At 54.9% G+C, this 24206-nt stretch carries 23 protein-coding genes; 8 read left to right on the top strand and 15 right to left on the bottom strand.

The features are described from left to right. Positions 1 to 11 precede the first annotated feature (11 nt). The 3 genes from gcvH to gcvPB are packed head-to-tail and all read left to right on the top strand — an operon-like array spanning position 12 to position 3315. Positions 12 to 389, top strand: coding sequence for a glycine cleavage system protein GcvH (gcvH, locus tag HOJ08_03275; protein MBT5672461.1), 378 nt, complete (start codon positions 12 to 14; stop codon positions 387 to 389). Then, positions 389 to 1744 carry an aminomethyl-transferring glycine dehydrogenase subunit GcvPA gene (gcvPA, locus tag HOJ08_03270; protein ID MBT5672460.1) on the top strand — a complete coding sequence of 452 codons (1356 nt, stop codon included), beginning with the start codon at positions 389 to 391 and terminating at the stop codon, positions 1742 to 1744. Before gcvH ends, gcvPA begins: the two co-directional genes overlap by 1 nt. Then, positions 1741 to 3315, top strand: a complete 1575-nt coding sequence (gcvPB, locus tag HOJ08_03265) for an aminomethyl-transferring glycine dehydrogenase subunit GcvPB (GenBank protein ID MBT5672459.1) — start codon at positions 1741 to 1743, stop codon at positions 3313 to 3315. Before gcvPA ends, gcvPB begins: the two co-directional genes overlap by 4 nt. A gap of 76 nt (positions 3316 to 3391) precedes the next feature. Here gcvPB and atpF read toward each other — a convergent pair whose 3' ends face one another. From atpF to HOJ08_03225, 8 genes are all read right to left on the bottom strand, one after another. Beyond that, positions 3392 to 3928, bottom strand: coding sequence for a F0F1 ATP synthase subunit B (atpF, locus tag HOJ08_03260; protein MBT5672458.1), 537 nt, complete (start codon positions 3926 to 3928; stop codon positions 3392 to 3394). Beyond that, a complete protein-coding gene (locus HOJ08_03255; protein MBT5672457.1) occupies positions 3928 to 4416 on the bottom strand; it encodes a F0F1 ATP synthase subunit B' in 489 nt (162 codons plus the stop codon). The genes atpF and HOJ08_03255 overlap by 1 nt, the downstream gene beginning before the upstream one ends. 36 nt (positions 4417 to 4452) lie before the next feature. Beyond that, positions 4453 to 4677: a F0F1 ATP synthase subunit C gene (locus HOJ08_03250; protein MBT5672456.1), complete on the bottom strand. Its 225-nt coding sequence runs from the start codon at positions 4675 to 4677 to the stop codon at positions 4453 to 4455. 37 nt (positions 4678 to 4714) lie between these two features. Next, on the bottom strand, positions 4715 to 5437 hold the full coding sequence (locus tag HOJ08_03245; protein MBT5672455.1) for a F0F1 ATP synthase subunit A: 723 nt from the start codon (positions 5435 to 5437) through the stop codon (positions 4715 to 4717). 58 nt (positions 5438 to 5495) lie between these two features. After that, positions 5496 to 5840, bottom strand: a complete 345-nt coding sequence (locus HOJ08_03240; protein ID MBT5672454.1) for an AtpZ/AtpI family protein — start codon at positions 5838 to 5840, stop codon at positions 5496 to 5498. A 248-nt stretch (positions 5841 to 6088) separates the two neighbouring features. Beyond that, positions 6089 to 9547 carry a chromosome segregation protein SMC gene (smc, locus tag HOJ08_03235; protein MBT5672453.1) on the bottom strand — a complete coding sequence of 1153 codons (3459 nt, stop codon included), beginning with the start codon at positions 9545 to 9547 and terminating at the stop codon, positions 6089 to 6091. A 15-nt stretch (positions 9548 to 9562) separates the two neighbouring features. Continuing rightward, positions 9563 to 10252, bottom strand: coding sequence for a DsbA family protein (locus tag HOJ08_03230; protein ID MBT5672452.1), 690 nt, complete (start codon positions 10250 to 10252; stop codon positions 9563 to 9565). Between the two features lie 118 nt (positions 10253 to 10370). Then, positions 10371 to 10931 carry a DUF721 domain-containing protein gene (locus tag HOJ08_03225; protein MBT5672451.1) on the bottom strand — a complete coding sequence of 187 codons (561 nt, stop codon included), beginning with the start codon at positions 10929 to 10931 and terminating at the stop codon, positions 10371 to 10373. Between the two features lie 54 nt (positions 10932 to 10985). Between HOJ08_03225 and mutY the strand changes: the two genes are divergently transcribed. Then, positions 10986 to 12140: an A/G-specific adenine glycosylase gene (gene mutY, locus HOJ08_03220; protein ID MBT5672450.1), complete on the top strand. Its 1155-nt coding sequence runs from the start codon at positions 10986 to 10988 to the stop codon at positions 12138 to 12140. Here mutY and HOJ08_03215 read toward each other — a convergent pair. The 4 genes from HOJ08_03215 to HOJ08_03200 form a co-directional block, all read right to left on the bottom strand. Then, positions 12137 to 13270, bottom strand: a complete 1134-nt coding sequence (locus HOJ08_03215) for a site-specific DNA-methyltransferase (GenBank protein ID MBT5672449.1) — start codon at positions 13268 to 13270, stop codon at positions 12137 to 12139. The two genes, mutY and HOJ08_03215, sit on opposite strands and share 4 nt — an antisense overlap. An 84-nt stretch (positions 13271 to 13354) precedes the next feature. Beyond that, positions 13355 to 13990 (bottom strand): ribonuclease HII, encoded by a 636-nt coding sequence (locus HOJ08_03210; GenBank protein ID MBT5672448.1) that lies wholly within the window; start codon positions 13988 to 13990, stop codon positions 13355 to 13357. A 9-nt stretch (positions 13991 to 13999) separates the two neighbouring features. Then, complete coding sequence (locus HOJ08_03205) at positions 14000 to 15331, bottom strand: cation:proton antiporter (GenBank protein ID MBT5672447.1); 1332 nt, start codon at positions 15329 to 15331, stop codon at positions 14000 to 14002. Between the two features lie 57 nt (positions 15332 to 15388). After that, entirely contained in the window at positions 15389 to 16606 is a 1218-nt protein-coding gene (locus tag HOJ08_03200; protein MBT5672446.1) for a PA0069 family radical SAM protein, read from the bottom strand. A gap of 206 nt (positions 16607 to 16812) precedes the next feature. Between HOJ08_03200 and HOJ08_03195 the strand changes: the two genes are divergently transcribed. The 3 genes from HOJ08_03195 to HOJ08_03185 all read left to right on the top strand — a co-directional run bounded on the left by HOJ08_03195 (position 16813) and on the right by HOJ08_03185 (position 19129). After that, a complete protein-coding gene (locus HOJ08_03195; GenBank protein MBT5672445.1) occupies positions 16813 to 17520 on the top strand; it encodes a glycosyltransferase in 708 nt (235 codons plus the stop codon). Between the two features lie 5 nt (positions 17521 to 17525). Beyond that, on the top strand, positions 17526 to 18161 hold the full coding sequence (locus HOJ08_03190; protein ID MBT5672444.1) for a DUF2064 domain-containing protein: 636 nt from the start codon (positions 17526 to 17528) through the stop codon (positions 18159 to 18161). An 83-nt stretch (positions 18162 to 18244) separates the two neighbouring features. After that, the gene (locus HOJ08_03185) at positions 18245 to 19129 is read left to right on the top strand and encodes an ion transporter (GenBank protein ID MBT5672443.1); all 885 of its coding nucleotides are present in this window, start codon (positions 18245 to 18247) and stop codon (positions 19127 to 19129) included. 1 nt (position 19130) lies between these two features. Here the strand turns inward: HOJ08_03185 and moaB are convergent, their stop codons facing one another. The 3 genes from moaB to HOJ08_03170 form a co-directional block, all read right to left on the bottom strand. After that, the gene (gene moaB / locus HOJ08_03180) at positions 19131 to 19661 is read right to left on the bottom strand and encodes a molybdenum cofactor biosynthesis protein B (GenBank protein ID MBT5672442.1); all 531 of its coding nucleotides are present in this window, start codon (positions 19659 to 19661) and stop codon (positions 19131 to 19133) included. 22 nt (positions 19662 to 19683) lie between these two features. Beyond that, on the bottom strand, positions 19684 to 21429 hold the full coding sequence (locus HOJ08_03175; GenBank protein MBT5672441.1) for a lytic transglycosylase domain-containing protein: 1746 nt from the start codon (positions 21427 to 21429) through the stop codon (positions 19684 to 19686). Between the two features lie 68 nt (positions 21430 to 21497). Next, entirely contained in the window at positions 21498 to 22418 is a 921-nt protein-coding gene (locus HOJ08_03170) for a uracil-DNA glycosylase (protein ID MBT5672440.1), read from the bottom strand. 88 nt (positions 22419 to 22506) lie between these two features. Between HOJ08_03170 and HOJ08_03165 the strand changes: the two genes are divergently transcribed. After that, positions 22507 to 24141: an electron transfer flavoprotein-ubiquinone oxidoreductase gene (locus HOJ08_03165; protein ID MBT5672439.1), complete on the top strand. Its 1635-nt coding sequence runs from the start codon at positions 22507 to 22509 to the stop codon at positions 24139 to 24141. The last annotated feature ends 65 nt before the right edge of the window (positions 24142 to 24206 follow it).

Raw genomic sequence — 24206 nt, 5'->3', positions numbered from 1 at the left:
GGGAGAATAAAATGGCTGAAAAACGATTTACCAATGAACATGAATGGATTGAGGTCGAAGACGGCATTGCCACCGTCGGCATCAGCGTCTATGCCCAGGAACAATTGGGCGATGTGGTCTATGTGGAATTGCCAGATGTTGGCAAAGCATTCGTCGCTGGCGATCAAATGGCTGTTGTTGAATCGGTCAAGGCCGCAAGCGAGGTCTATGCCCCGGTTGATGGCACTGTGGCTGAGGTGAATGACGCCCTGAACGCCACGCCGGAAAAGGTCAACGAAGATGGCGAAGGCGATGGCTGGTTTGTCAAACTTTCAGGTGTTGATGCGGGTGCGATCAGTGGCTTGATGGACCCGGCTGCTTACAAAGCCTATCTGGAAGGCATTGATTGATGCGTTACCTGCCGCTGACCGATCAGGATCGATCCGAAATGCTGGGGGTTATTGGCGCCAAAAGCGTCGATGATCTTTTTGTGGATGTGCCAAAGGCAGCACGCCAACCCAATGGTTTTGACCTGCCTGCCCATCAGGGGGAAATGGCGGTGGAACGCACACTGGGGGAAATGGCTGGGAAAAATACGCCCGCCGGCAGCGCCCCGTTTTTTCTGGGCTCTGGTGCCTATCGCCATCATGTGCCCGCAGCGGTGGATCACCTGATCCAGCGGGGTGAATTTTTAACATCCTACACGCCATACCAGCCAGAAATCAGCCAAGGCACTTTGCAGTATTTATTCGAATTCCAGACCCAGGTTGCGTTGATTACGGGCATGGAAATTGCCAATGCATCGCTCTATGACGGGGCATCGGCAGCGGGTGAGGCCGTGTTGATGGCGCGGCGTATCACGCGCCGGTCCCGCGTGGTGCTGGCTGGCAATTTACATCCCCATTGGGCCGATACCATTGCCGCCATGGGGCGCTATGGCGATGTTGATCTGGTGGTGGGCAGCCCTGATGTCAAAGGCGATGAAGACCTTAAATCGGTTGAGGCCACCCTTGATGGCGACACCGCCTGTGTGGTGGTTCAAAACCCCGATGCCTTTGGGCATTTGCGGGATTTATCAAAATTATCCGCTGTATGCACCGAAAAGGGCGCGTTGTTGATTGTGGGTGTGGCAGAACCGGTTTCTTTGGGCGCGGTCACCCCGCCCGGTGCCATGGGGGCCGACATCGTTGTGGGTGAAGGCCAATCCATCGGCAATGGGCTTAATTTTGGCGGGCCGTATCTTGGCCTGTTTGCCACCAAAGAAAAATTTGTGCGTCAAATGCCCGGCCGCATTTCGGGGGAAACCACCGACAGTTCTGGTCGCAGGGGCTGGGTTCTGACCCTGTCCACCCGGGAACAACATATCCGCCGGGAAAAGGCGACCTCCAATATTTGTACGAATTCCGGCCTTTGTGCGCTGGCGTTCACCATCCATATGGCGCTGTTGGGCGAAGCCGGGTTCCGGCAATTGGCCCAAATCAACCATGCCCGGACCGTTGCGCTGAAGGAACAGCTTTCATCCATCAAGGGCGTTGAGGTTTTAAACAAAACCTTTTTCAACGAAATCAGCGTGCGCCTGAAGGGCAATGCCACGGCCATCACAGACACCCTTTCGAAAGACGGCATTCTGGCAGGCGTCCCCGCCACCAGACTATGGCCGGGCGCGGATGGCCTGGATGATGTTTTAATTCTGGCCGCCACTGAAACCACCCGCGATGAAGATATCGCCGCTTTAAGCGCCGGTCTTAAGGGGGTGTTGTCATGAGCACGTCTGAACAAAATCGCGGTGCCAGGCGCGCCAGTGGTGGCGCAACTGGTGTTTCCGGGCCCGGCGCACCGGATACCGTGTCGGGCAACCGCGCGTTATTGATCGAAGAACCCTTGTTGTTTGAACAAGGCAGTCCGGCTCGCACCGGCGTTGATTTGGGTGAAGCTGAAACGCACACTTCCCATCTGGGCGGGCTTGAACGCGCCGGGACAATCGGTTTGCCGGGATTATCCGAACCCGAAGTGGTGCGCCATTTCACGCGGTTGTCACAAAAGAATTATGCCATCGATGGGGGGATGTTCCCCCTTGGGTCGTGCACCATGAAGCACAACCCGCGTTTGAATGAACGCATGGCCAGATTGCCGGGCTTTGCTGATCTGCATCCCTTGCAGCCCATGAACACAGTTCAAGGTGCCCTTGAATTGATGGCGGGGGTAAGCCATTGGCTTCGCGTGCTTACCGGGATGGATGCCATTGCCCTGTCCCCGGCGGCGGGTGCCCATGGTGAACTTTGCGGCATGATGGTGATCAGGGCAGCCCACGATGCGGCAGAAAAAGCAGGCGATACGCCCAGACGCCGTGTTCTGGTGCCAGAATCGGCGCATGGCACCAATCCGGCAACGGCGGCGGCGTGTGGCTATACGGTTGATCCCATCCCTGCCAATGCGCGGGGTCGTGTGGATTTAGATGCCCTGAAGGCCAAACTAGGCCCAGATGTTGCTGCCATCATGATCACCAATCCCAACACCTGTGGCCTGTTCGAAGATGAAATTATCGCCATTGCCGATGCGGTCCATGATGTTGGGGCCTATTTCTATTGTGACGGGGCCAATTTCAACGCCATTGTTGGCCGGGTAAAACCCGCAGACCTTGGCATTGATGTCATGCATTTAAACCTGCATAAAACATTCTCGACCCCCCATGGCGGCGGCGGTCCGGGCAGTGGCCCGGTGGTGATGGTGGACGCCCTTGCCCCCTATGCTCCCGTGCCATGGCTGATCGCAACAGACGATGGCTTTACGCTCCACGAAGAAGCAAACGGTGATGCATCGGCCAGCATTGGTCGCCTGAAAGCCTTTCATGGCCAGATGGGCATGTTTGTCCGCGCCTATACCTACATGCTGTCCCATGGCGGCGATGGGTTGAAGCAGGTTTGCGAAGACGCCGTGTTGTCAGCCAATTACCTGCAGGCTGCATTGGCCGATACCTTAAGCCCGGCCTATGACGGCCCGTGCATGCATGAATGCCTGTTCGATGACAGTGCCCTTCGGGAATTCGACATCACCACCCTTGATTTCGCCAAGGCATTGATCGATGAAGGCTTTCATCCCACCACCATCTATTTCCCGCTGGTGGTCCACGGCGCCATGCTGCTGGAACCGACCGAAACCGAACCAAAGGCCGAACTGGACCGCTTTATCGAGGCCGTGGTGGGCCTGAAAGAACGCCTGATTGCCGGTGGCAGCGATGCCTTCCACACCGCCCCCCACCACGCCCCCCGCGGCCGCCTCGACGAAACCCGGGCTGCAAGGCAACCGGTCCTGCGGTGGAAACCGGATGGGGAATAGGTCACGTTGAAATAACACACCCAAACAAAAACCCCGGTCAATTAGCCGGGGTTTTTGTTTGGGTGGTGTTTAGGGATTACTGAAATTTGGAGGGCAATTCCTGTACGGCGGCATCGATGAGCGCGTCGGATTTTTGCTCATCCAGATTTTCGCGAAGGATGCGCGCGGTGGCGGCAAGGGCGACTTCGATGGCTTCGGCGCGGACTTCTTCGATGGCGCGTGCCTGGGATTGTTCGATGCGGTCCTGGGCCAGCGCTTCGTGGCGCTTCAGGGTTTCTGCCAATGCCACTTCGGCTTCGGTGGTGATGCGTTTGGCTTCGTCTTCGGCATGGGCCAGAATGCGTTTGGCTTCTTTGGCGGCATCGCGGCTTTTGCGCTGGAAATTGGCCAATGCGGTTTGGGCTTCTTCACGAAGAAGTCTTGCTTCATCAAGTTCAGCCTTAATGGCATCGGACCGTGCATCAAGACCGGCAGAGATTTGTTTCCATGCAGGCTTTGAGATCAACGCAATGAAGATCACAAACGATACCAACAGCCAAATTTCTGGATGTTCGTAAAATGCCAGCTCACCGGGTGCGTGGGTGGTTGCAGCGTATGCATTAGAGATAAACATTACCGTGCCCCCGATGCAGCAACTGCTGCGGCTTTGGCGGATGCATCATCGACTTTTAAGCCAGCCAGCTTTTCCGCCGCCAATTGTGCAGCTTCTGCTGCAATGTCGGTGGCCGAAGCCATGGCGGTTTCGCGTGCAGCGCCGATTTCTTTTTCGGCCTTGCCCACTTTTTCGGCCAATTTCTGGTCGAGATCATGAATGGCCGCTTCCGTGCGGTCATGGGCAGCGGCCAGATCGGCTGTCACCTTGTCATGGGCAGATGCGCGGGCTTTGGCCAGGGTTGCATCATAAGCCTGTTCGGCGGCTTCGGCCTCAGCTTGCAGTTCTTCGGCGCGGGAAAGATCTTTTTCCCGGCGCTTTCCACGTTCTTCCAGAACATCGCCAACGCGTGGCAAAGCCATCCGTGACATCAGGAAATAAAGCGTGATGAAGGCAATCACCAGCCATACGAACTGGGGCAGATAACTGGCAACGTCAAGTTGGGGCATAATACGCGCTTCCGTTTGGTCTTGAAGGGTTCAGGCTTAACCGAACAGAATCAAGAAGGCGATCAGCAGCGCAAACAATGCGATGGCTTCAACCAGCGCAAAGCCCAGCATCGTGAACGGGAAAACCGTTGCTTGTGCAGAGGGGTTACGAGCGACTGACGTGATAAAGGCAGAAAAGACGTTACCAATACCAATGCCAACACCGGCAAGGCCGATTGTGGCAAGACCAGCACCGATCAATTTTGCGGCTTCTACAGACATTTTATATTCCCTTTCGTTTGCAAATCATGACCCACCCCTAGTGGAGGTGAATCGCATCGTGAAGATAAAGACAAGTTAGGATAGTAAAAACAAAGGCTTGGAGGACGGCAACGATCAATTCAAGCATGTAAAGCCCGACCAATACCGTCAAGGGTGCAACCCCTGCGATCCCAAGGGCGATCACAAATCCTGCGAACACCTTAAGCATGGTGTGGCCTGCCATCATGTTGGCAAACAGCCGGAGGCTCAACGTCACAGGACGGGCCAAATAGCTGAGAACTTCGATGGGGATCAACAAAGGTGCCATGTAAAGCGGCACGCCTGGGGGCAGGAAGTAGCTAAAGAATTTCATGCCGTGCCTAGCAATGGCAATAATGGTAACGCCAACAAACACCACGGCGGCAAGCGCAAACGTGACGATGATGTGGCTGGTTACCGTGAAGGCATAGGGCACAAGGCCAATGCAATTGGCGAACAGAATGAACATGAACAGTGAGAATATGAACGGGAAATAAGGCCTGCCAGCGGAGCCGACATTATCGCGGACAAGGCCTGCGATAAATTCATAGAACAATTCCACCGTAGACTGCCACCGGCCGGGCACCATGGCGCGTTTGCGCATGCCCAAAACCATGAACAAGGTCACAGCCATGATCACGATCATCATGAACAGCGATGAATTGGTAAATGAAACATCCATGCCACCCACTTCGAGGCGGGCCAGGGGTTTAATCTCAAACTGTTGAAGGGGCGATGCCACGCCTTGATCCTTGATGTTCTGCACTGATAAGCAAAGTGCTTAAGTGCGTGTCAGACGATTACTGATCGTCCGGAGTGTTTTTATTTTCCCCGCCATTATAACCAACGGCGAGACCTAAATTTCTTACTGCGCGATAGACGTTTAAAACGCCTGCCGCACCGCCCATGAAGAAAAACAAAACCAAAAACCATGGTGTTGTTTCCAGCCAACGGTCTAACGACCAGCCAATACCAACCCCGACCACCATTGTTCCGGCCAGTTCAATGCCTGTCCGAAGTACGACAGCGGCGCCACCAAAATTGACCCTGCCTGAAGGGCCATCATCGTGTTCGCGTTGCCGCGATCGCGCTTGGCTAAGCCGTGTCTTCAGGGGCACGCCCCCCGAAGGGTCTTGGTTTCGCATGCTAATCCCGACCTTTCAGGGCCTGATTTCAGGGATTTGGGTAGGCACTTTAATCACAGCGCCCGAAAGCGCCTGATATCAACGCCGCCCGGCGAAATCGCGGGCACTTTAGGGTCTCACCCTTGGGCTGTCAAGGACACTCTGGGGGTCAAGAAAACGCCTGAAAAATGGCGGAAAACGGGGATAAAAATAGAGATTTTCACCGATGAGATTAATGCAAAAAATACAGGCCCCGAATCAGACCCGGATCAGGCAATTGCCTTGAGCTGTGCAACACCTTGAAGATCGACAGAAACCAGCCGCGAAACCCCCCGTTCATGCATGGTAACGCCATACAATCGGTTCATGTGGGCCATGGTGATCCGATGATGGGTGACCAGCAAAAAGCGGGTATCCCCGGCAGCGGCCAGTTCTTCTACCAGCGTACAAAAACGGGTGACATTGGTGTCATCAAGCGGGGCGTCCACTTCGTCCAGCACACAGATGGGTGCTGGGTTGGTCAAAAACACCGCAAACAAGAGCGCAATGGTGGTCAGCGCCTTTTCACCGCCAGACAGCAGTGACAGGATTTGCAACTTTTTGCCCGGCGGGCTGGCCATAATTTCAAGGCCGGCTTCCAATGGGTCTTCGGATTCGGTCAGTTCCAGGTGGGCTTGGCCCCCGCCAAACAACCGAACAAACAGTTCTTCGAAATGGGCGTTGACCTTATGGAAGGCATCCAGGAAACGTGCCCGGCCTTCTCGGTTCAGTTCAGAAATACCATGGCGCAGGCGGGCAATGGCCTTGGTTAGGTCATCGCGTTCACTTTCCATAGAAGTGATTTGTTCGCCCAGTTCTTCGGCTTCTTGTTGGGCACGAAGGTTGACCGGTCCCATGTTGTCGCGTTCGCGGATCAATCGTTCCAGACGCTTTTCTGCCGCTTCAATTTCAGGCGGGTTTTCTGGATCAATGCCGGAAATCTCGGCCAATTGATCGGGTGTTGCTTCCAGACGTTCGGTAATCCGTTCCGTCAGGGTTTCAATGGCCTGGGTGGTCTGTTCCACCAATCCTTCGGCACGGACCCGGTCTTCGCGGGCCGATGCAAGGGCGGCTTCACAATTGCGTAATTTTTCATCCGCCGCGCGTAGGGCATTTTCCACCACCGCCAGCGCATCGGCATCGGCGGTGCGTTTGGCTTCTGCCGCATCCACCTGATCGCCAAGCCCCATGCGTTCAACCATAATTTCTTCGGGTCTTGCAGAAAGGCCGCGAATTTCCTCTTCGATGGCCTGTTTGCGGGTTTCCAGTTCAGATTGATGCTCGTGGGCCGTTTTGGCCCGCGCTGCCCACGATCCCAGTTCTTCCGCGATATCGGAAATGCGCTGGCGCCGCGCCGCTGCTTCGCGGGACAAAAGATCGTACGCCCGCTGGCGTTCGGCCAGATGGTTGCGCATCTCAACAAGCTCTGTGCGGAAGGTTTCCAGACGTGCCCGGTGCTGTTCTGTATCAGAAAGGGCAGCTTGAGAATCTTGAACCTCGGCCCGTTCGCTTTCGGCTTCTTCCATATCCGCATCTAGGCCGATGATGGCTTCTTGTGCCGCATGAAGTTGGGAATTGGCTTCCGATGATGCGCGCACCAGTTGGGAAAGTTCTTCACGCTTGGCTCCAAGGGCGGCTTCGCCTTCGCGGGTTTCCAGCCGGAGTGCGCGTTCAGCTTCTTGAATATCGGCACGCGCGACTGTGGCGGCTTCAAATTCGGTGTGGGCATGGGTGGTGGCAGCGGCAGCGGTTTCAATTTCGCCGGTTAATTCTGTCCGTCGGTTGCGTTGGGCCAAACGCCTGGCTGAACCGGAGGCTTCGGTGTCGACAATGGTATAGCCATCCCAACGCCACAGCATGCCGTCACGGGTAACCAATCGCTGGCCCGGGGAGAGCATTTTTGCAAGGCGGTCGCCGGTTGCCTGATCCTCAACCACACCGATTTGGGAAAGCCTGCGGTTCAATGCCGATGATCCGGAAATAAACTGATCAAGGGCTGTGATGTTTTCGGGCAAGGGCTGTGCGGTTTCAAGCGCCCCAAGGGTGCGCCAATGCACTGGCGCGGCTTCGTCTGCGGGGGCGGTCAAATCATCCCCAAGGGCCGCACCGATGGCTGCTTCGAAGCCGGGTTCTACGGTGACAGCATCAATCAAGGGCGGCCACAGATCTGAATCGGACACCTTTAACAGATCATCAAGGGCGGATGCTTCGGCGCGCAGTTTGCCTTCGGCGTCTTTTGTATGGCCATGCGTGGCGCGCGCGGTTTCTTCAAGGCCAAGGGCTTTCGTGGCATCTTCTTCGGTGGTGAGAATGCGTGACCGCAGGCCATCTACAATTTCGGCTGTCTGGGAGACCGCTTTTTCCAGCGCTTCAATTTCTGCGCGGTTGTTTTGTTCCCGGCCCATGGTTTCCAGAACGCGCCGGGCTTCGTCCAGTCGTTCCTTGATCCGGGTTTTGCGTGCTTCAATGCCGATCAGACGATTGGCAAGGGCGGATGTCCGGGCTTCGGCCCCGGCGACGCGCTCGGCCAGTTCGCTCAATTGGGTTTCCAGCGCTGCCGTTTGTTCCCGGGCGATCCGCAATGCGGCTTCGGCATCTTCTTCTGCGGCCTTTTCATCTTGGGATTTGGTTTCCAGCGTTTTCTGTTCACCATCCAGACGGGTTTTTGCAGCATCGGCATCTTCCAGCCGCACGGTTTCCCGTTCGCGGTCGGCGGCATTTTGGGTCAGCCGTTCGCGCGCGCCATTCAGGGCGGCGTTGATGCGTTCTTCTTCTTCTTTAAGGGCATCGCGGGCCAGAACCAGTCGCTGCAGGGCGGCGGCGGCTTCGACTTCGATACGGCGCAATTCGGGCAATTTGGCTGCAATTTCGGCCTGTTCCGTGGATGCAACACCGGCTTCGCGGGTCAGTTCCTGAACCTTTTCACCGGCATCATTGAAACGACGGGTGCTTTCTTCCAATGCGCCTTTGGCTTCATCCATGCGCAGCGACAACACAACCGCATCGGCTTTGCGAATGTGATCAGACAGGTTGCTATAGCGGGTGGCTTGGCGGGCCTGGCGTTTCAGGCCGTTAAGCTGGGTTTCCAGTGCGGTGATGACATCTTCGAGGCGTTCCAGATTGGTCTCTGCACCTTTAAGGCGTAATTCGGCTTCGTGGCGTCGCGAATACAATCCGGTGATACCAGCGGCTTCTTCCAGAATTTTGCGGCGGTTTGCGGGCTTTGCCTGAATCAGGGTTTCTATCTGGCCTTGGCTGACCAGTGCCGTTGATCGGGACCCCGTTGCCGCATCGGCAAACAAAAGCTGGACATCGCGGGCACGGACGTCTTTGCCATTGATGCGATAATGAGAGCCAGAGTCGCGTTCAATGCGGCGAACGATTTCCAATTCTTCTGCATCGTTGAATGCCGCCGGGGCCGTGCGATTGGTGTTATCAAGAAGAAGCGATACCTCCGCCAGATTGCGCGCAGGCCGGTTTGTGGTGCCACCAAAGATAAGATCATCCATGTCGCCCCCACGCAGTTTGCGTGCAGATATTTCACCCATGCACCAACGCAGGGCTTCGACCAGATTGGATTTGCCGCAGCCATTGGGACCAACAATGCCGGTCATGCCGGGTTCGATCAGCAATTCCGTGGGGTCCACGAAAGACTTGAAGCCAGTAAGGGTCAGTTTCGAAAAATGCACGGTCGGTTTGTGTCCTTACTTTCCAGCTTTTGCCAAAAGCGGATCAATGACCGCTTTGAAGGCCTTGGGGTCCAGGTCGATCATTACTTTTTTGCCGTTGATCACGAAGCCCGGCGTGCCATCAATGCCAAAAACTTTTTCGGCTTCAACGCGGCCCGCCAGAATTTTTGCCTGAAGGGCTTTGTCTTCAAGACATTTTTTGACGGCATCTTTGCTCATACCACCCAGCCCGGCAATTTTGGCAAGGGCTGCAACAGGGTCTTTGGCCGCAACCATGGCGCCCTGGCGTTTGAAAATAATATCAATAAGTGCAAGCGAGCGTTCTTTGCCAACACATCGCGCCAGCATAGAACCCCGAAGGGCGATCCCATCGAGGGGGAAATCGCGATAGACCAAACGGAGCTTTCCGGTGTCGATGTAATCTTTTTTCAACACCGGCAGTATTTTGGCATGAAAATTCTGGCAATGGGAACAGGTGAGGGATGCATATTCGATGATGGTGAGGGGGGCTGTTGCACTGCCGATTACATAATCATCGGCCCTAACCTTGGCCGCATCGGTGGTGCTAATCACCGGGGCCGATTTTGGCATTGTGGTTTGCACCGTTGCGGGGCCGGATTTGGGTTGGCCCAGCCATTGATAAAGCCCAACAGAGACAACCAAAACTGCAGCCAAGCTGCCTAAAAACAACAAGATATTACGCATTCATCACTCCTTAGCACTATATATAGCGTTTGGACGCCTCATGCGTCCAGCGCAGAATTATCAAATTTGATAGAAAATATACACAGAGATTGGGGTTTGAAAACCCGAAATAGGGCATTCAGGCAGGTTTTTCATCGCCATTTTTTGCATCTGTTCGGGACTCTTCCTCTGCCCGTGTCCGGGCAAGGCGTTCAAGGGCCGTGCGCAGGCTGTCATCTTCGACCTTTTTGATCACATCTGATAATTGGGGGGCCAATTCGGTTTCGGGGCCTGATGGTTCACCCAGTGCTTTATTTGACGCGCGTTTTTTGATGGGGGGTTCAATTCGCGCCTGATGCAGCTCTATGCATTCAATGGCGCCATAACCAAAATGGCTGTTGATGCGTTCAATGATTTGGGGTGACAGGTGCTGGACATCGGGGGCAAAGGACCCTGATACATTCATATGCAAGGTGCCCCTGCGGCGTTCACCCTTTGGGAACACCACCCGAAACGGCTGGGTGTGATCACACAACGGGCGGCCAACAATTTCATCCCAATGGGTAACAATGGTCCCTTCGGCAAAGCCGCGCTTTCGCAGCGTTGGTGAGGTGATGCGGTTGATGCTTTGGCCAAGCGTGGTTAGGCCACGCCTGACTTTTGTCTGGCCATCTTTGGGCGCATCATCTTTTTTGGCCATTGGCTGGAAACCCGTCTACACATTCTTATCAACTCGGGCCATGATGGACCCAACATGGATGCGAGAGAAGCCCTACCTTGCGATCAATCGCTTAAACCCGCACAGGAACCAATAAAGGGACCTGTGCGGCGCGCCCACACCCGGGCCGTGCTTGGATGGTATGACCGCCATCGGCGGGTTTTGCCATGGCGCGCCATGCCCGGTGAACCCGTTGATCCGTATCGGGTCTGGCTTTCTGAAATCATGCTGCAACAGACCCAGGTGGTGACGGCCACCCCTTATTTTGAGGATTTTCTTTCCCGTTGGCCCAATGTTTCTGCATTGGCAGCAGCCAGCATGGACGAGGTTCTGGTGGCGTGGCAGGGGTTGGGATATTACGCCCGGGCCCGAAATCTGGTCCGTTGTGCCCAAATTGTCGCCAAGGACCATGGCGGCATTTTTCCAAACACCATTGATGGGCTTTTGGCCTTGCCCGGAATTGGGGCTTATACGGCGGCGGCTGTTGGGGCAATTGCCTTTGGCCGGGTGGCGGTGGTGGTGGACGGAAATGTGGAACGGGTGATTGCCCGAATTTTTGCGGTGGAAACACTCATGCCTGCCGCAAAACCTGAAATTCGCGACCGGGCTGCAGAACTCAGCCCCGCACAAACACGATCGCGTCCCGGCGATTATGCCCAGGCCATGATGGATTTAGGCGCGACCGTGTGTACCCCAAAAGCGCCCCGGTGTGATGTGTGCCCCCTGGCATTTGAATGCCGTGCCCATGAAATAGGGGCGCCAGAAATTTATCCTCTGCGAATCAAAAAGGCCAAAAACCCCGTGCGCTATGGGGCGGCATGGATGGTGGTGGCAGAAGATGGCGCATTATGGCTGCAAAAGCGCCCCGAAAAAGGGCTGCTGGGGGCCATGATGGAAGTGCCATCAACGGATTGGCAGACAGGAAAACCGGATAATGGCATCGGTCATTATCCCCATGTTGGGGTTAATGACTGGGTCCATGGGGGGAAGCCGGTGGTCCATGTCTTCACCCATTTCAGGCTGGAATTGACCGTGTTCGTGGCCAAAATTCCGGCAACGAACACGGGGCATTTGAAAAAGACATTTGGTGAAACAGGGCGGTGGGTTCCACAAGCAAAGCTTGTCGATCAGGCACTGCCAACGGTCATGAAAAAGGTCATCGCTGCGGGGCTAAAGGGTCTTTTGGATTAGGAAGTGGCGGCTGCCTGAACGCCAGGTTTTCCTGGAACAATGCCGGCCCGGGCAAGGTCTGCGCGCAGTTGCTGGCGCAAGACATCGATGGGCACGGGCTTTCCTTCAACATTGAAATGCCAATACGTCCAGCCGTTGCAGGCGCTAAGCCCTTGAACATGGGCACCGACCTTGTGGATGGAGCCGGTAATGTCAGCCCCGGCAAGGGAGCTGTCGGCGCGGATTGTTGCGCCGTGGCGGCCCTTGGCATCGGTCAGGATATCGCCGGGGTTCAAAAGCCCGCGTTCCACGACCCAGCCAAAGGGAATGCGCGGTTCGCGTTTTTTGGTCATGATTTCCAGGGTGGCGCTGTCGCCGGATTGAATGGCATCGATGCGTTTTTTTGCAACGCCCGCATAGGCCGGGTTTTGTTCAATGCCAATAAAACCCCGCCCTAGTTTTTTGGCCACTGCCCCGGTTGTGCCGGTGCCGAAAAACGGGTCCAGCACCACATCCCCAACATTGGTGGATGACAGGATTACGCGGTGCAACAGGGCTTCGGGCTTTTGGGTGGGATGGGCTTTGACGCCATCTTTTTTAAGCCGTTCTCCGCCGGAACAAACCGGGATGGTCCAGTCTGATCGCATTTGCAGATCATCGTTCGCGGTTTTCATGGCTTCGTAATTAAAGGTATAGCCCTTGGCATCGGCAGATTTGGAACACCACAGCATGGTTTCATGGGCGTTGGTAAACCGTCGGCCCCGAAAATTGGGCATGGGATTTGATTTGGTCCAGATGACATCGTTCAAGATCCAGAACCCAAGATCCTGCAAGATAGCCCCAACACGATAGATGTTGTGATAAGACCCGATCACCCAAAGTGTGCCGTCATCCTTCAGGGCACGCCTGGCAGCACGCAACCAGTTTCGGGTGAAATCGTCATAGGCCTTGAAGCTGTCGAATTTATCCCAGCCATTATCAACCCCATCAACCCGGGTGTTGTTGGGACGGACCAGTTCGCCTTGGAGCTGCAGGTTGTAGGGCGGATCGGCAAAGATCATGTCGGCCACGCCTTCCTTCAGGCACGACATGGTTTCAACCGCGTCGCCAATCAGGATTTCCTGGGTTATGGGTGTGTTGTCATCAATCATCTCTCGAAGATGATTCAGCGAGGACTCCCAGTCAATAAAAAATTATAAGAATCAATATGTTATGGCAATATGATGGAGTCGAATCTAATCAGAACACAATATCTTGTGTATGGGTGCAAAACTTTTACGGTGATGTGGTGTGACGCCAAGCCGTTCAAGCGCTTCCCTGTGGATAACCGTGCCGTAGCCAGCGTGGCGCTCAAACCCATACCCGGGGAAGCGATCAGAGAGGGCATTCATAAAACGATCCCGGGTGACTTTTGCAACAATAGAAGCGGCCGCAATGGACAGGGATTTCTGGTCGCCCTTGATGATGGTGGTGGCCGGACAATCAAGTGGCGGCACGCAATTGCCATCCACCAAGGCATGGGCCGGGCAGGTGGCCAGACCCTTTACGGCCCTGTCCATGGCAAGGAAGGTCGCTTGTAAAATATTCAAACGATCAATTTCATCCGAGCTGGCATCCCCAATGCCGATCCATGCTGCCCCGTTGGCTTCGGCAGATTTTAGGCGATCAAAAAGTATGTCGCGTTTTTTGGCGCTGAGTTTTTTTGAATCATCCAGCCCTTCAATAAGCGCGGGTGAAAGATGATCGGGGTCCAACACCACGGCGCTGGCCACCACCGGCCCGGCCCATGGGCCACGCCCGGCTTCATCGATGCCACAAACAGGCCCGGATGTCGTTTTTAGAATTTCTGTTTCCAAAGAAAAGTCAGGCACGATGATCCCTTATTTTTTGTCAGGCTTTTTTGCAGGTTTCTTTTTCTTGCCACGCTTTTTGGTGTTTTTGTCTTCAGGGTGCTGGGCGTGCAATTGTTGGGCAATGTTTTTTGCGGTCCCGATCAACCACGTGGTTTGATCGCCATAAAGATAATTCAGCAGCGATGAAAGGGTGGTGCGCCGTCTTGCCGTGACAGTGTGCAGGCGTCTTGCAGTCATAAGCCAAAGTGGGCTGACCAGAAGCGAAAGGGCAACCACGGCGATGATTAATTGCTGTTTTTCCGGGGGCAGCATCCCGGATCGTCCACCAACGGCGGCCAGCAGAAAGGAAAATTCGCCAATTTGACCAATCAGGACGCCAGATAAAAATGCCTGGGGCCATGGTCTTTTTAACAGGCGTAAAATGCCAATGTTAAGGGCGGTCTTGACCACCGTTGCCCCGATCAACCAGATCATCACCTGGCCCAAATGGGCGCGGATAAAATCAAGATCAATCAAAAGCCCAACCGACAGGAAGAACACCATCATCAAAAGCCCCTCAATGGGCTTTGCCGCTTCGGCGAGTCTGGCACTCCCGACCCCGTTGCCAAGGACCAGCCCGGCAATGAAGGCGCCATAAGCTGCTGAAAATCCGAACACACCCGATAGCGCTGCGGCGACAAGGCAAATTGCAATGGCTGCAACGGGGCGCAATTCACGATGTGATGCGATGCGTTCTGCAAAGGCGAAATTCATCCGCCCGCCCTTTGCAAAAAAGACCACCAATCCGGCAAGGAAGGCACCCGCTGCGATCATCTTGGCCAGACCAACAGCGGTAAAGCCACTGCCGCCCACGTTGCTGACAAAGACAATCATGGGAATGACGGCCAAATCCTGGGCCACCAGAATGGCAATAGAAAGCCTGCCGGTATCGGTTTTGGTCTCACCGATATCCTCGATCATTTTGATGGCAACGGCGGTCGATGAAAGGGTTGCCGCAAAGGCCAGAAAAGCAGCAAACCGTCCGTCCCACCCCATGAAGGCAGCCAGCACAAGGGTAATGCTAAGAAATCCCAGAATTTGCCCGGCAAGAACCATAAGGGCGGTGCGCCAGACATTCATGAAATCCTTGATGGGCAGCTCTAGCCCCAGCACAAACAAAAGCATGAGAATGCCAATATCGGCCAGCAGGCGAATTTGCTCCTGATTATCAACGATGGCAAACGCGGTGGGGCCAAGAAGCACGCCCGCAAGAATATAGCCAACCACGGCGGGTTGGCGCAGGCGCGTCAGAATCAACCCGCACAAAAGTGCGGCCAATCCAACCACGGCAATTCCTGTAAGTGCTTCCTGACCTTCCATGGCTAGACATTAACACAGTTGCGTAATGACTTTGCTTAATGACTTAAGCGCTCTGATCTAGAAAAGAGCCAGTTGGTCTCCGCCCGCGCTGGGTGGGGTAAAATGGCCGGTATCAAGGCTGCCCAGATTTTCTCGTCCCATGCCCAATCGGGCCATGGTCATGGCAAAGCGATTGGCGATCATTTCGGCGTAAACGCCCTTGCCGCTCATGCGCTGTTTGAAATCAGAATCGTTCAGTTTTCCAGCCCGGCCACCGCGTGTTTCGCGGACAAGGTTTAAAACCTTTGCTTCGCGGTCAGGGTAATGGGCGCGCAGCCATTGGGCGAAAAGCTCTTTCACTTCCAAGGGCAGGCGCAACAGGATGTAGCCGGCCGTGATAGCACCGGCATTGTGGGCGGCTGCTAGAATGGCTTCGAGCTCATGATCGTTCAACGCCGGGATCATGGGTGCAGCCATCACGCCGACAGGAATGTTGGCATCGGCCAGTTCTTTGATGGCATTCAGGCGTTTGGCCGGTGTGGGGGTACGCGGTTCCAGCTTTCGGGTCAGGCCCCCATCAAGAGAGGTGATGGAAAGATGGACCTGCACCAGATTGCGCGCGGCCATGTCGGAAAGAAGATCGATGTCTTTGAGCACCCCATCAGATTTGGAGACAATGGTGACGGGGTGGTTGTGATCTGAAAGAACCTGAAGAATGCCCCGGGTGATACGCAGCCTGCGTTCTATGGGCTGGTATGGGTCGGTGTTGGTGCCAAGGGCAATGGGCGCACATTTATAACTTTTGCGCCCCAGTTCATGGGCCAGCCTTTTGGGGGCATCGGGTTTGGTAAAAATACGTGTTTCAAAATCCATTCCCGGTGACAAGCCCAACCAGGCATGGGTAGGGCGCGCGAAACAATAAATGCAGCCATGTTCGCACCCGCGATACGGATTGATGGAACGATCAAAGGGAACATCGGGCGACGTGTTGCGCGTAATTACCGTGCGCGAGGCATCCACCAGAAATCGGGTGTCCGGGTTTCTGGGTTTCTCAGAACATGAATTTTCATCAAGATGCTCTGCAGGTTCTGCCAGAATTTTTGTGCCATCCTTTGTCTGGATTTGGGTTTCATGGTTGGGTCTCCGTTCTGAATGGGGGCCGGGTTCTGGTTCCGGCCTTGTCCATCCGTCATCGGTGCGTTGGCGCGTTTCGCGCTCATATCGCCCCGTGGGGTTGGAAATGGCACCGCGGCCCTTGATTGGCAAATTGCCAGGAAGATCTGGAATAATGTCCATAATAGGTCGTATTTGATCCTATTTATAGAACAAAGCAAGAACATTATGCAGTTTGTTGATGGTTTTTTTAGGATTACCAGCCATCTTCTTGACGCGTTTTACTTGTATGTGGAATTCCATAAGACGGAAAACCTGATACAAGCACCCTTTAAAGTAAGGGCTTTATGGATTTGCCCGTTTTGGTTTTGGAGAATAATTTGAACTCACTGGTCCTCAGTATCATCATCCCAACCCTGGATGCGGAATCTCATATCGGCACCTGTCTGGCCGCGCTGCAGCGCTGCGCCAAGGAAAAGGGTGAAAATGGTGTGACCTTGCCAGAGATTGAAATCATCATTGTTGATGGTGGGTCCAGTGACCAAACCAAGGCCATTGCCAAAAAGGCAGGGGTAAAAGTTTTGGATGCGCCCAAGGGACGGGGCACCCAATTGGATGCCGGTGCAGAAGCTGCCAGAGGAGATTGGTTTTTGTTTCTCCACGCTGATACCCGCCTCGCCGGTGGCTGGCAACAGGTGGTGACGGGCTTCATGAATAACCCGGCCAATCCGGGCAAAGCTGCTGCGTTCCGTTTTGCCCTTGATGATGCCAGTCGTGCCGCACGCTGGCTTGAAAACATGGTGGCCTGGCGTTGCCGCGCACTGGCGCTGCCCTATGGGGATCAGGGCCTTTTGATTTCAAAGGCGTTGTACACCGCCCTTGATGGGTTTGGAACGGAACCGTTGATGGAAGACGTTGATTTTGTCTGCCGCATTGGCCGCGCACGGCTGCGCATTCTTGATGTGCCAGCAACCACCTCTGCGGAACGCTATCGCAAGGGGGGATGGGTCCTGCGCCCACTTCGCAACCTTGGCTGTCTCAGCCTTTATTTTCTTGGTTTCCCCGCACCCATGATCGCCCGGCTTTACGGCCGCTAGGGCTCATGCGCTCTGTGCGCCATCTCGTAATTTTCCTGCGTGCCCCTCAGCGTGGTGCTGTAAAACGCCGCCTTGCCCGCGACATCGGCGAACGTGCCGCCCTTGGGTTTTATCAGAACATGAGCCGGTCCCTTGTCACGTCTTTGGCGCGCGCCCAAAACCATGGAGGCAATGGGGGAGGCAATTGGCAAACCGTGCTGGCGGTAACCCCCGATCATTTTGCCAGCTCTGCCCGGTTTTGGCCCAAGGGGATCCGTCGTGTGGGCCAGGGACGGGGCAGTTTGGGCGCGCGCATGGGTCGCGTTCTGGATCAATTGCCCCCCGGCCCTGCGATCATCATCGGATCAGACATTCCCAACATCACGCCATTTTTGATCAGGCAGGCCTTTGACCGCCTTGATCAACACGAAGCCGTTTTTGGCCCGGCCTTGGATGGGGGCTATTGGCTGGTTGGTCTTGGCCGCAGACGCAGACGTTTTGTGGGGCGGTTGTTCTCATCTGTTCGTTGGTCCAGCGCCCACGCCCTTGCCGATACACGGGCTAATCTTGGCCCGGGCCTTGAAGGCCCCCCATTGCCGGCACTGGAAGATGTTGATGATGGCGCTGCTTTTGAACGCTGGGTTCAGGACACGCGTATATAATATAAAAGCAAAATTTTTAATGGCGTAAAGCCCGGCGCTTTGCTAAATGCCGCTATCTCTATTGATCAGGTGCCGCAAAACCCATGACAGATGACGTGTTGAAATCAGAAAATGATGAAGCAGAAAATGGTCCCCGCCCCGAAGGCTGGCGCGGGCGTGTGATCGATTTTGTCGAAGGCGACCGGGTGCAAAAGTTGGTGATGGTCTTGATCATCATCAATGCCATCACCCTTGGCCTTGAAACATCCACCCAGGTCATGGGGGCAATCGGGCCTGTTTTGCATGTTCTGGATGTTGCCGTGTTATCGGTGTTTGTGTTTGAAATCGGGGCCAAGCTGTTGGGGCGTGGGTTCGGGTTTTTCAAAAGCGGCTGGAACATCTTTGACTTTATCGTCATTGCCATTGCGTTGGTGCCATCAGCCGGGCCGTTCTCGGTCTTGCGGGCCCTTCGGGTGCTGCGCATCCTTCGCCTGTTATCGGTGATTCCCCAAATGCGCCACGTCATCGAATCCCTGCTGCGCGCGGTGCCGGGGATTTCTTCGATCATGGCCATTTTGGTGTTGGTCTATTACGTCTTTGCCGTGATCGCAACCAATCTGTTTGGCAATGATTTTGATGAATGGTTCGGCACCATTGGCGCGTCTATGTATTCCCTGTTCCAGATCATGACGTTGGAAAGCTGGTCCATGGGGATCGTGCGCCCAGTGATGAAGGTTTATCCTCTGGCCTGGACATTTTTTGTGCCGTTTATCCTGATTGCCACGTTCACCATGCTGAACCTGTTTATCGCCATCATCGTTTCCGCCATGCAGGCCCAAAGCGATGAAGAACATCAAGAAGAAAGAGCCCTATTGGAAGCAGCGCGCGCCGAGGAAGCGGCCTTGATGCAAAAAGAATTATCGGCCATTCGTTCAGAGCTCAAGACCATTAACACGGCGCTTGAAACAAAAGATGGAAATAGGGCGTAACCTAGCGTTCCATCAAACGGGGCATCAGTTCCACCAGATTGCAGGGACGATGGCGCGCATCCAGTTGGTATTTCAGAATTTCATCCCAGCCATCCTTACAAGCGGACGGTGATCCCGGCAAGGCAAAGACATAGGTGTTGCCAATCAATCCGCCAAGGGCGCGCGACTGCATGGTCGATGTCCCGACCTTGTCATAGGAAATCATCCGGAATAATTCGCCGAAGCCTTCTATTTCTTTGTCAAACAGGGGGCGCAGCGCCTCAGGCGTTACATCACGCCCGGTGACCCCGGTGCCACCATTGGTGATGATGACATCAATGCCATCTTTGTTTGCCCAATCGGTCACCTGTTTGGCAATGCGTGCTGGATCATCAATGATGACAGCGCGCGCAGCCAAGGTGTGGCCCACGCCTTCCAGCCGTGCAATCAAGGTGTCGCCGGATTCGTCATTGGCTTCTGTTCGGGTGTCCGAAATGGTAAGGACAGCGATGCCAATGGGAATAAAAGTGCGGGTTTCATCAATGCCGGCCATGGGGGCCTCCGGTTGGTTTGTTTTAAAGGCGTGGGGTTTCGTCTAACCCTACATAGGATGGCCATTGGCCCGCTGCAAGGGCAGCCAACGACGGCGCGTCCTGTCCCAGCCGCGCCCGGTACACCCAAAGGTTTTCAAACACCCGTTTTACAAAATTCCGGGTTTCTCTTAATGGGATGGTTTCCATAAAGATCAATGGATCGGCCCCATGGGCAAGTTTGCGTTGCCATTTGGATGTATTGCCCGGCCCACCGTTATAAGAAGCAATCATCAAGACCATATTGCCCGATGTGACATCGCCGTTCAGCAGGTGATCGACATATTTCTGGCCCAAAGAAAGATTTAAATCGGGATCAAATAATTTGTCCCGCCCCCGGCCCCGGAAGGCACCCCGCCTTTGGGCCATGATCCGTGCCGTGGCGGGCATAAGCTGCAAAAGTCCACGCGCGCCACGGCGGCTTTTTGCGCGGGTGTTAAACCCTGATTCCTGGCGGGCCAGCGCATTGATCAAGGCCCGATCAATCAGGTAGCCCCCATGGGGGGTCCAATGGGAAATTGGATACAAGGCGCCATCATATTGTTTGCCAGAGAGTGTTCTTAACGTGCGCGCAGCGCGCAATTGGGTGCCCGGCAGATTGGCAACGCCTGCCAATGCGATGACGGTGCGCAAAAGCCCGGCGGTGGATGAATAGCGAATTTTGCGCAACTCCAGTTCTGCGCGGCGGCCTTCGCCAACCTGGATCAGGGCCATGGCGCGCTTGCCCGGATGAAGGCTAGACAGGGTTTCAAGCTCCCCCGGATCAAGACGCGGGGCCTGCCAGTTGAACTGTGGTTCGGTGCCCATCATATAGGCGGCCATAAAGCCATAAAACGTGCGGGGATATGCGGCTGCGCGTGCCAGCCATGGGGTAACGTTTTGTGGTTGGCGGCCTAAAAGGTGGGACCGTGCTGCCCAGAATGCGGATGCTGCCCGGGCGGTGTCACTCAGGCCGGGGGTTTGGTGCATGGTTTGGAAATAACGCGCAGCTGTGTCAAGGCGGCCCAGCCTGAATGCGGAAAGGCCCGCCCACCACTGTGCCCGGGGCGCGGCCATGCCTGAACGATCCGCTGCACGCGCGGCCAGTGCAAGGGCGCGTTTGGTGTTGCCACGGCGAAACCAGCCCGATGCAATGATGGCGCGCGCGCGGTCGATGCCTTTGGTGCCGACCGCACGGTGCGTTGATCTGCGCTTCAGGTATCGCTCAGCCCGGCTTAGATGTTCCCGGAACACATATCGTCCAATGCGACGTTGCAACCGTCGTTCGGTCCGCCCCATATAAAAGGGTGCGCGTTTTCTGAGTTTTCTGGGCGTCGCGGATTTTTGTTTTTTACGCAATCGTTTTATCGCGCGTTGCGGCACACGGGGAGCGCGCGCGCGTGTCGGTTTGCGACGCAGGGCCAATCTGTAAATGCGCCGTGCATCGGGATGATCGGCATAATGGCGCATCCAACGTTCCAGTTCGCGAAACCGTGACCGATAATGGGTTGGGTGCAAAAAGCGTTGGGCCAAAACATGGCCGACCAGCAAACGGTTCTGCAATTTTTTGATGCGCCGATCGGCGCGACGCCATTGGCCCCGGGTTTGCAGTTTAAAGATATCCCGGTAAAGCATGCTGTCTGCAGCATCCAGAATCTTTGGCACCTTTATGGTTGCCGCCACCGCTTCATCTTTCGCTTTTTTATCTGTAGCCCATGCGGGATGGGATAGCGATAAGGCAACCATTACCATTAGGACGCCAAGAAGCATCGGTGCGTTTCTGGCTTTATGGGGCTTGTTATTGATGTGATGAACGTTGATCAATGAAGGCTATCCAGTCGTTTGCGGATTTCCAATAAATCCCGCCATGCATCGCGTTTCTGGCCCGGGGATCGTAACAAAAATGCCGGATGGTAAATCGCCATAGCGGGAATAGGGCGCACCATAGCGGATGTCTCGTATTCAAACCACTTGCCGCGCAATTTCATGATGCCTTCATTCTGGGCCAAAAGTGTTTTGGCGGCCGTGCCCCCAACCATCACCACAATTTTTGGATCGACGATTTCAATGGTGCGTTCGACAAAGGGCAGGCATGCGGCAACTTCAAGCGGGTTCGGGGTGCGATTTCCGGGCGGCCTCCAGAATAAGCTGTTGCAGATCAGGACCTGTTCCCGATCAAGACCAATGGCCTCCAGCATGCGATCCATCATTTTTCCCGCCGGGCCGACAAAGGGGCGGCCCTGGCGATCTTCTTCGGCACCCGGCGCTTCGCCGATAAAAAGAATGTCGGCGTCTTTGTTGCCGTCACAATAGACCAGGTTGGTGGCGGTCTGTTTTAACGCACAGCCTTCATAGGTTTTGAGTATTTCAGCAATGTCATCAAGGCTTTTTGCCCCTGCAGCCAGTTGATAGGCCCCAATATCCGGTGTTATTTCCGGTTTTGGCGCAGTTTTATGAGTTTGGGATGGTTTTGAAGCAGAATTATTCGATGTTTTTTCTATTTTTGTGTCATTTTGCGCTATTTCATCCGATTTTTGTGCTGTTTCACCGTAATTTTCTGCATTTTGGTGATTTTCAGGTTCTGGCGTTTCACGCGGTGTTTCTGGCACTCCCTGTGGTTCTGTCAGCGGTTCTACGAGCGCTTCAGCAAACCGATCAACGGGGACATCGCCAATGGCTTCATCTGCGCCGGCATCGATTTGCCATTTCAAGGCTTCTAAACTGGGCGGTTGGGTTTCCATTCCCCCAATTTAGCATGGGGATAAAAATCATGGGCTGGTTTTTACATTAACCCTAGAGCCTTTCTCAAAGCCGTTTTAAACTAGGTCCATGGAAAGAGAATCAATGGCCTTCGACGTCGTGATTGTCGGCGCCGGTCCTTCGGGTTTGGCCGCCGCCATTCGGCTCAAGCAAATGGCTGCATTAAAACAGTCTGAACTTTCGGTTTGCGTTATCGAAAAAGGATCAGAAGTGGGTGCCCATTCAATGTCGGGTGCCGTGCTTGATCCCCGGGCGCTGGATGAACTGATTCCAGACTGGAAGGAAAAAGGCGCGCCCTTGAACACCCCGGTCACCCGGGATCGTTTTACGCTGTTGACCAAACGCCACGCCATTCCCCTGCCGACGCCACCTTCGATGCACAATCATGGCAATTACATCATCAGCCTTGGCAGCTTGTGTCGGTGGCTGGCGGCAGAGGCCGAAGCCTTGGGGGTGGAAATTTATCCGGGCTTTGCAGCGTCTGAAATTCTGTTTGATGATGCCGGGTCCGTGGCAGGGGTTGCCACTGGTGACATGGGGATTGGGCGTGATGGCCAGCCCACAGCCAACCATCAGGCCGGGGTTGAATTGCGCGGTCGCCAGACCTTGTTTGGAGAAGGCTGCCGTGGATCGTTGACCAAAGTTTTATCTGCCCGGTTTGATTTATCAAACGATGCCGATCCCCAGACCTATGGCTTGGGGATCAAGGAATTGTGGGAAGTGGACCCATCCCGGCATCGGCCCGGCACGGTGTTACACACCGTTGGCTGGCCTTTGGATCAGAAAACCTACGGCGGGTCTTTCCTGTATCACCTTGAAAATAACCAGGTGGCCGTTGGGTTTGTGGTGGGGTTGGATTATGAAAACCCGCATCTCAGCCCCTTTGAGGAATTCCAGCGGTTCAAGACCCATCCGGGTATCAGGGATGTTTTCGAAGGTGGCAGGCGGGTTTCTTATGGCGCCCGGGCGCTGAATGAAGGGGGCCATCAGGCCATTGGGCGGCTGACATTTCCAGGCGGTGCCTTGATTGGGTGTGGCGCCGGATTTTTGGATGTATCGCGTATCAAGGGCATCCACACAGCCATGAAATCAGGTATGACGGCTGCCGAAAGCGTGTTTGATGTGCTGGCCACAGATGAACAAATTCTTGAGGCGGTGACGTACCGGGAACGTCTTGACGAAAGCTGGGTCATGAAAGACCTGCACGCTGCGCGCAATCTGCGTCCGGGGTTTCGCTTTGGTCTGTTGGGCGGGCTGATCAATGGCGCACTGGATGCTTATATCTTTAGGGGGCGCGCACCCTGGACCCTGCATCACAAGCCCGACCACGAAAGCCTGCGGCCCATTGATGCATGCACGCCCATTGTGTATCCCAAGCCCGATGGCAAATTGACCTTTGACCGGTTGAGCTCGGTTTTTATCTCCAACACCTTTCATGAAGAAAACCAGCCGGCCCATCTGCATTTGGCCGAGCCCGATCGGGCCATTGCCATCAACCATGCCACATATGGGTCACCGGAAACCCTGTATTGTCCGGCGGGGGTTTATGAAATCATTCAAAGTGATGGAGAAGATGGGCCCCGGTTGCAAATTAATGCCCAAAACTGCATCCATTGCAAAACCTGCGATATAAAGGATCCAACCCAAAACATCACCTGGGTGGCGCCTGAAGGCGGCGGTGGGCCCAATTATCCCAATATGTAGATGGCTGATATAGGGATAGATTTCCGTGTTATAGTTTAAGCTACTCTGAAAACGCTAAAACGCGA

The sequence above is a fragment of the Rhodospirillales bacterium genome, from assembly GCA_018666775.1.
In the GTDB taxonomy this organism is placed as follows: domain Bacteria; phylum Pseudomonadota; class Alphaproteobacteria; order SMXQ01; family SMXQ01; genus JABIXC01.
The sequence above is the reverse complement of the archived record's forward strand: the minus strand, read 5'-3'. Positions and strand labels throughout refer to the sequence as shown.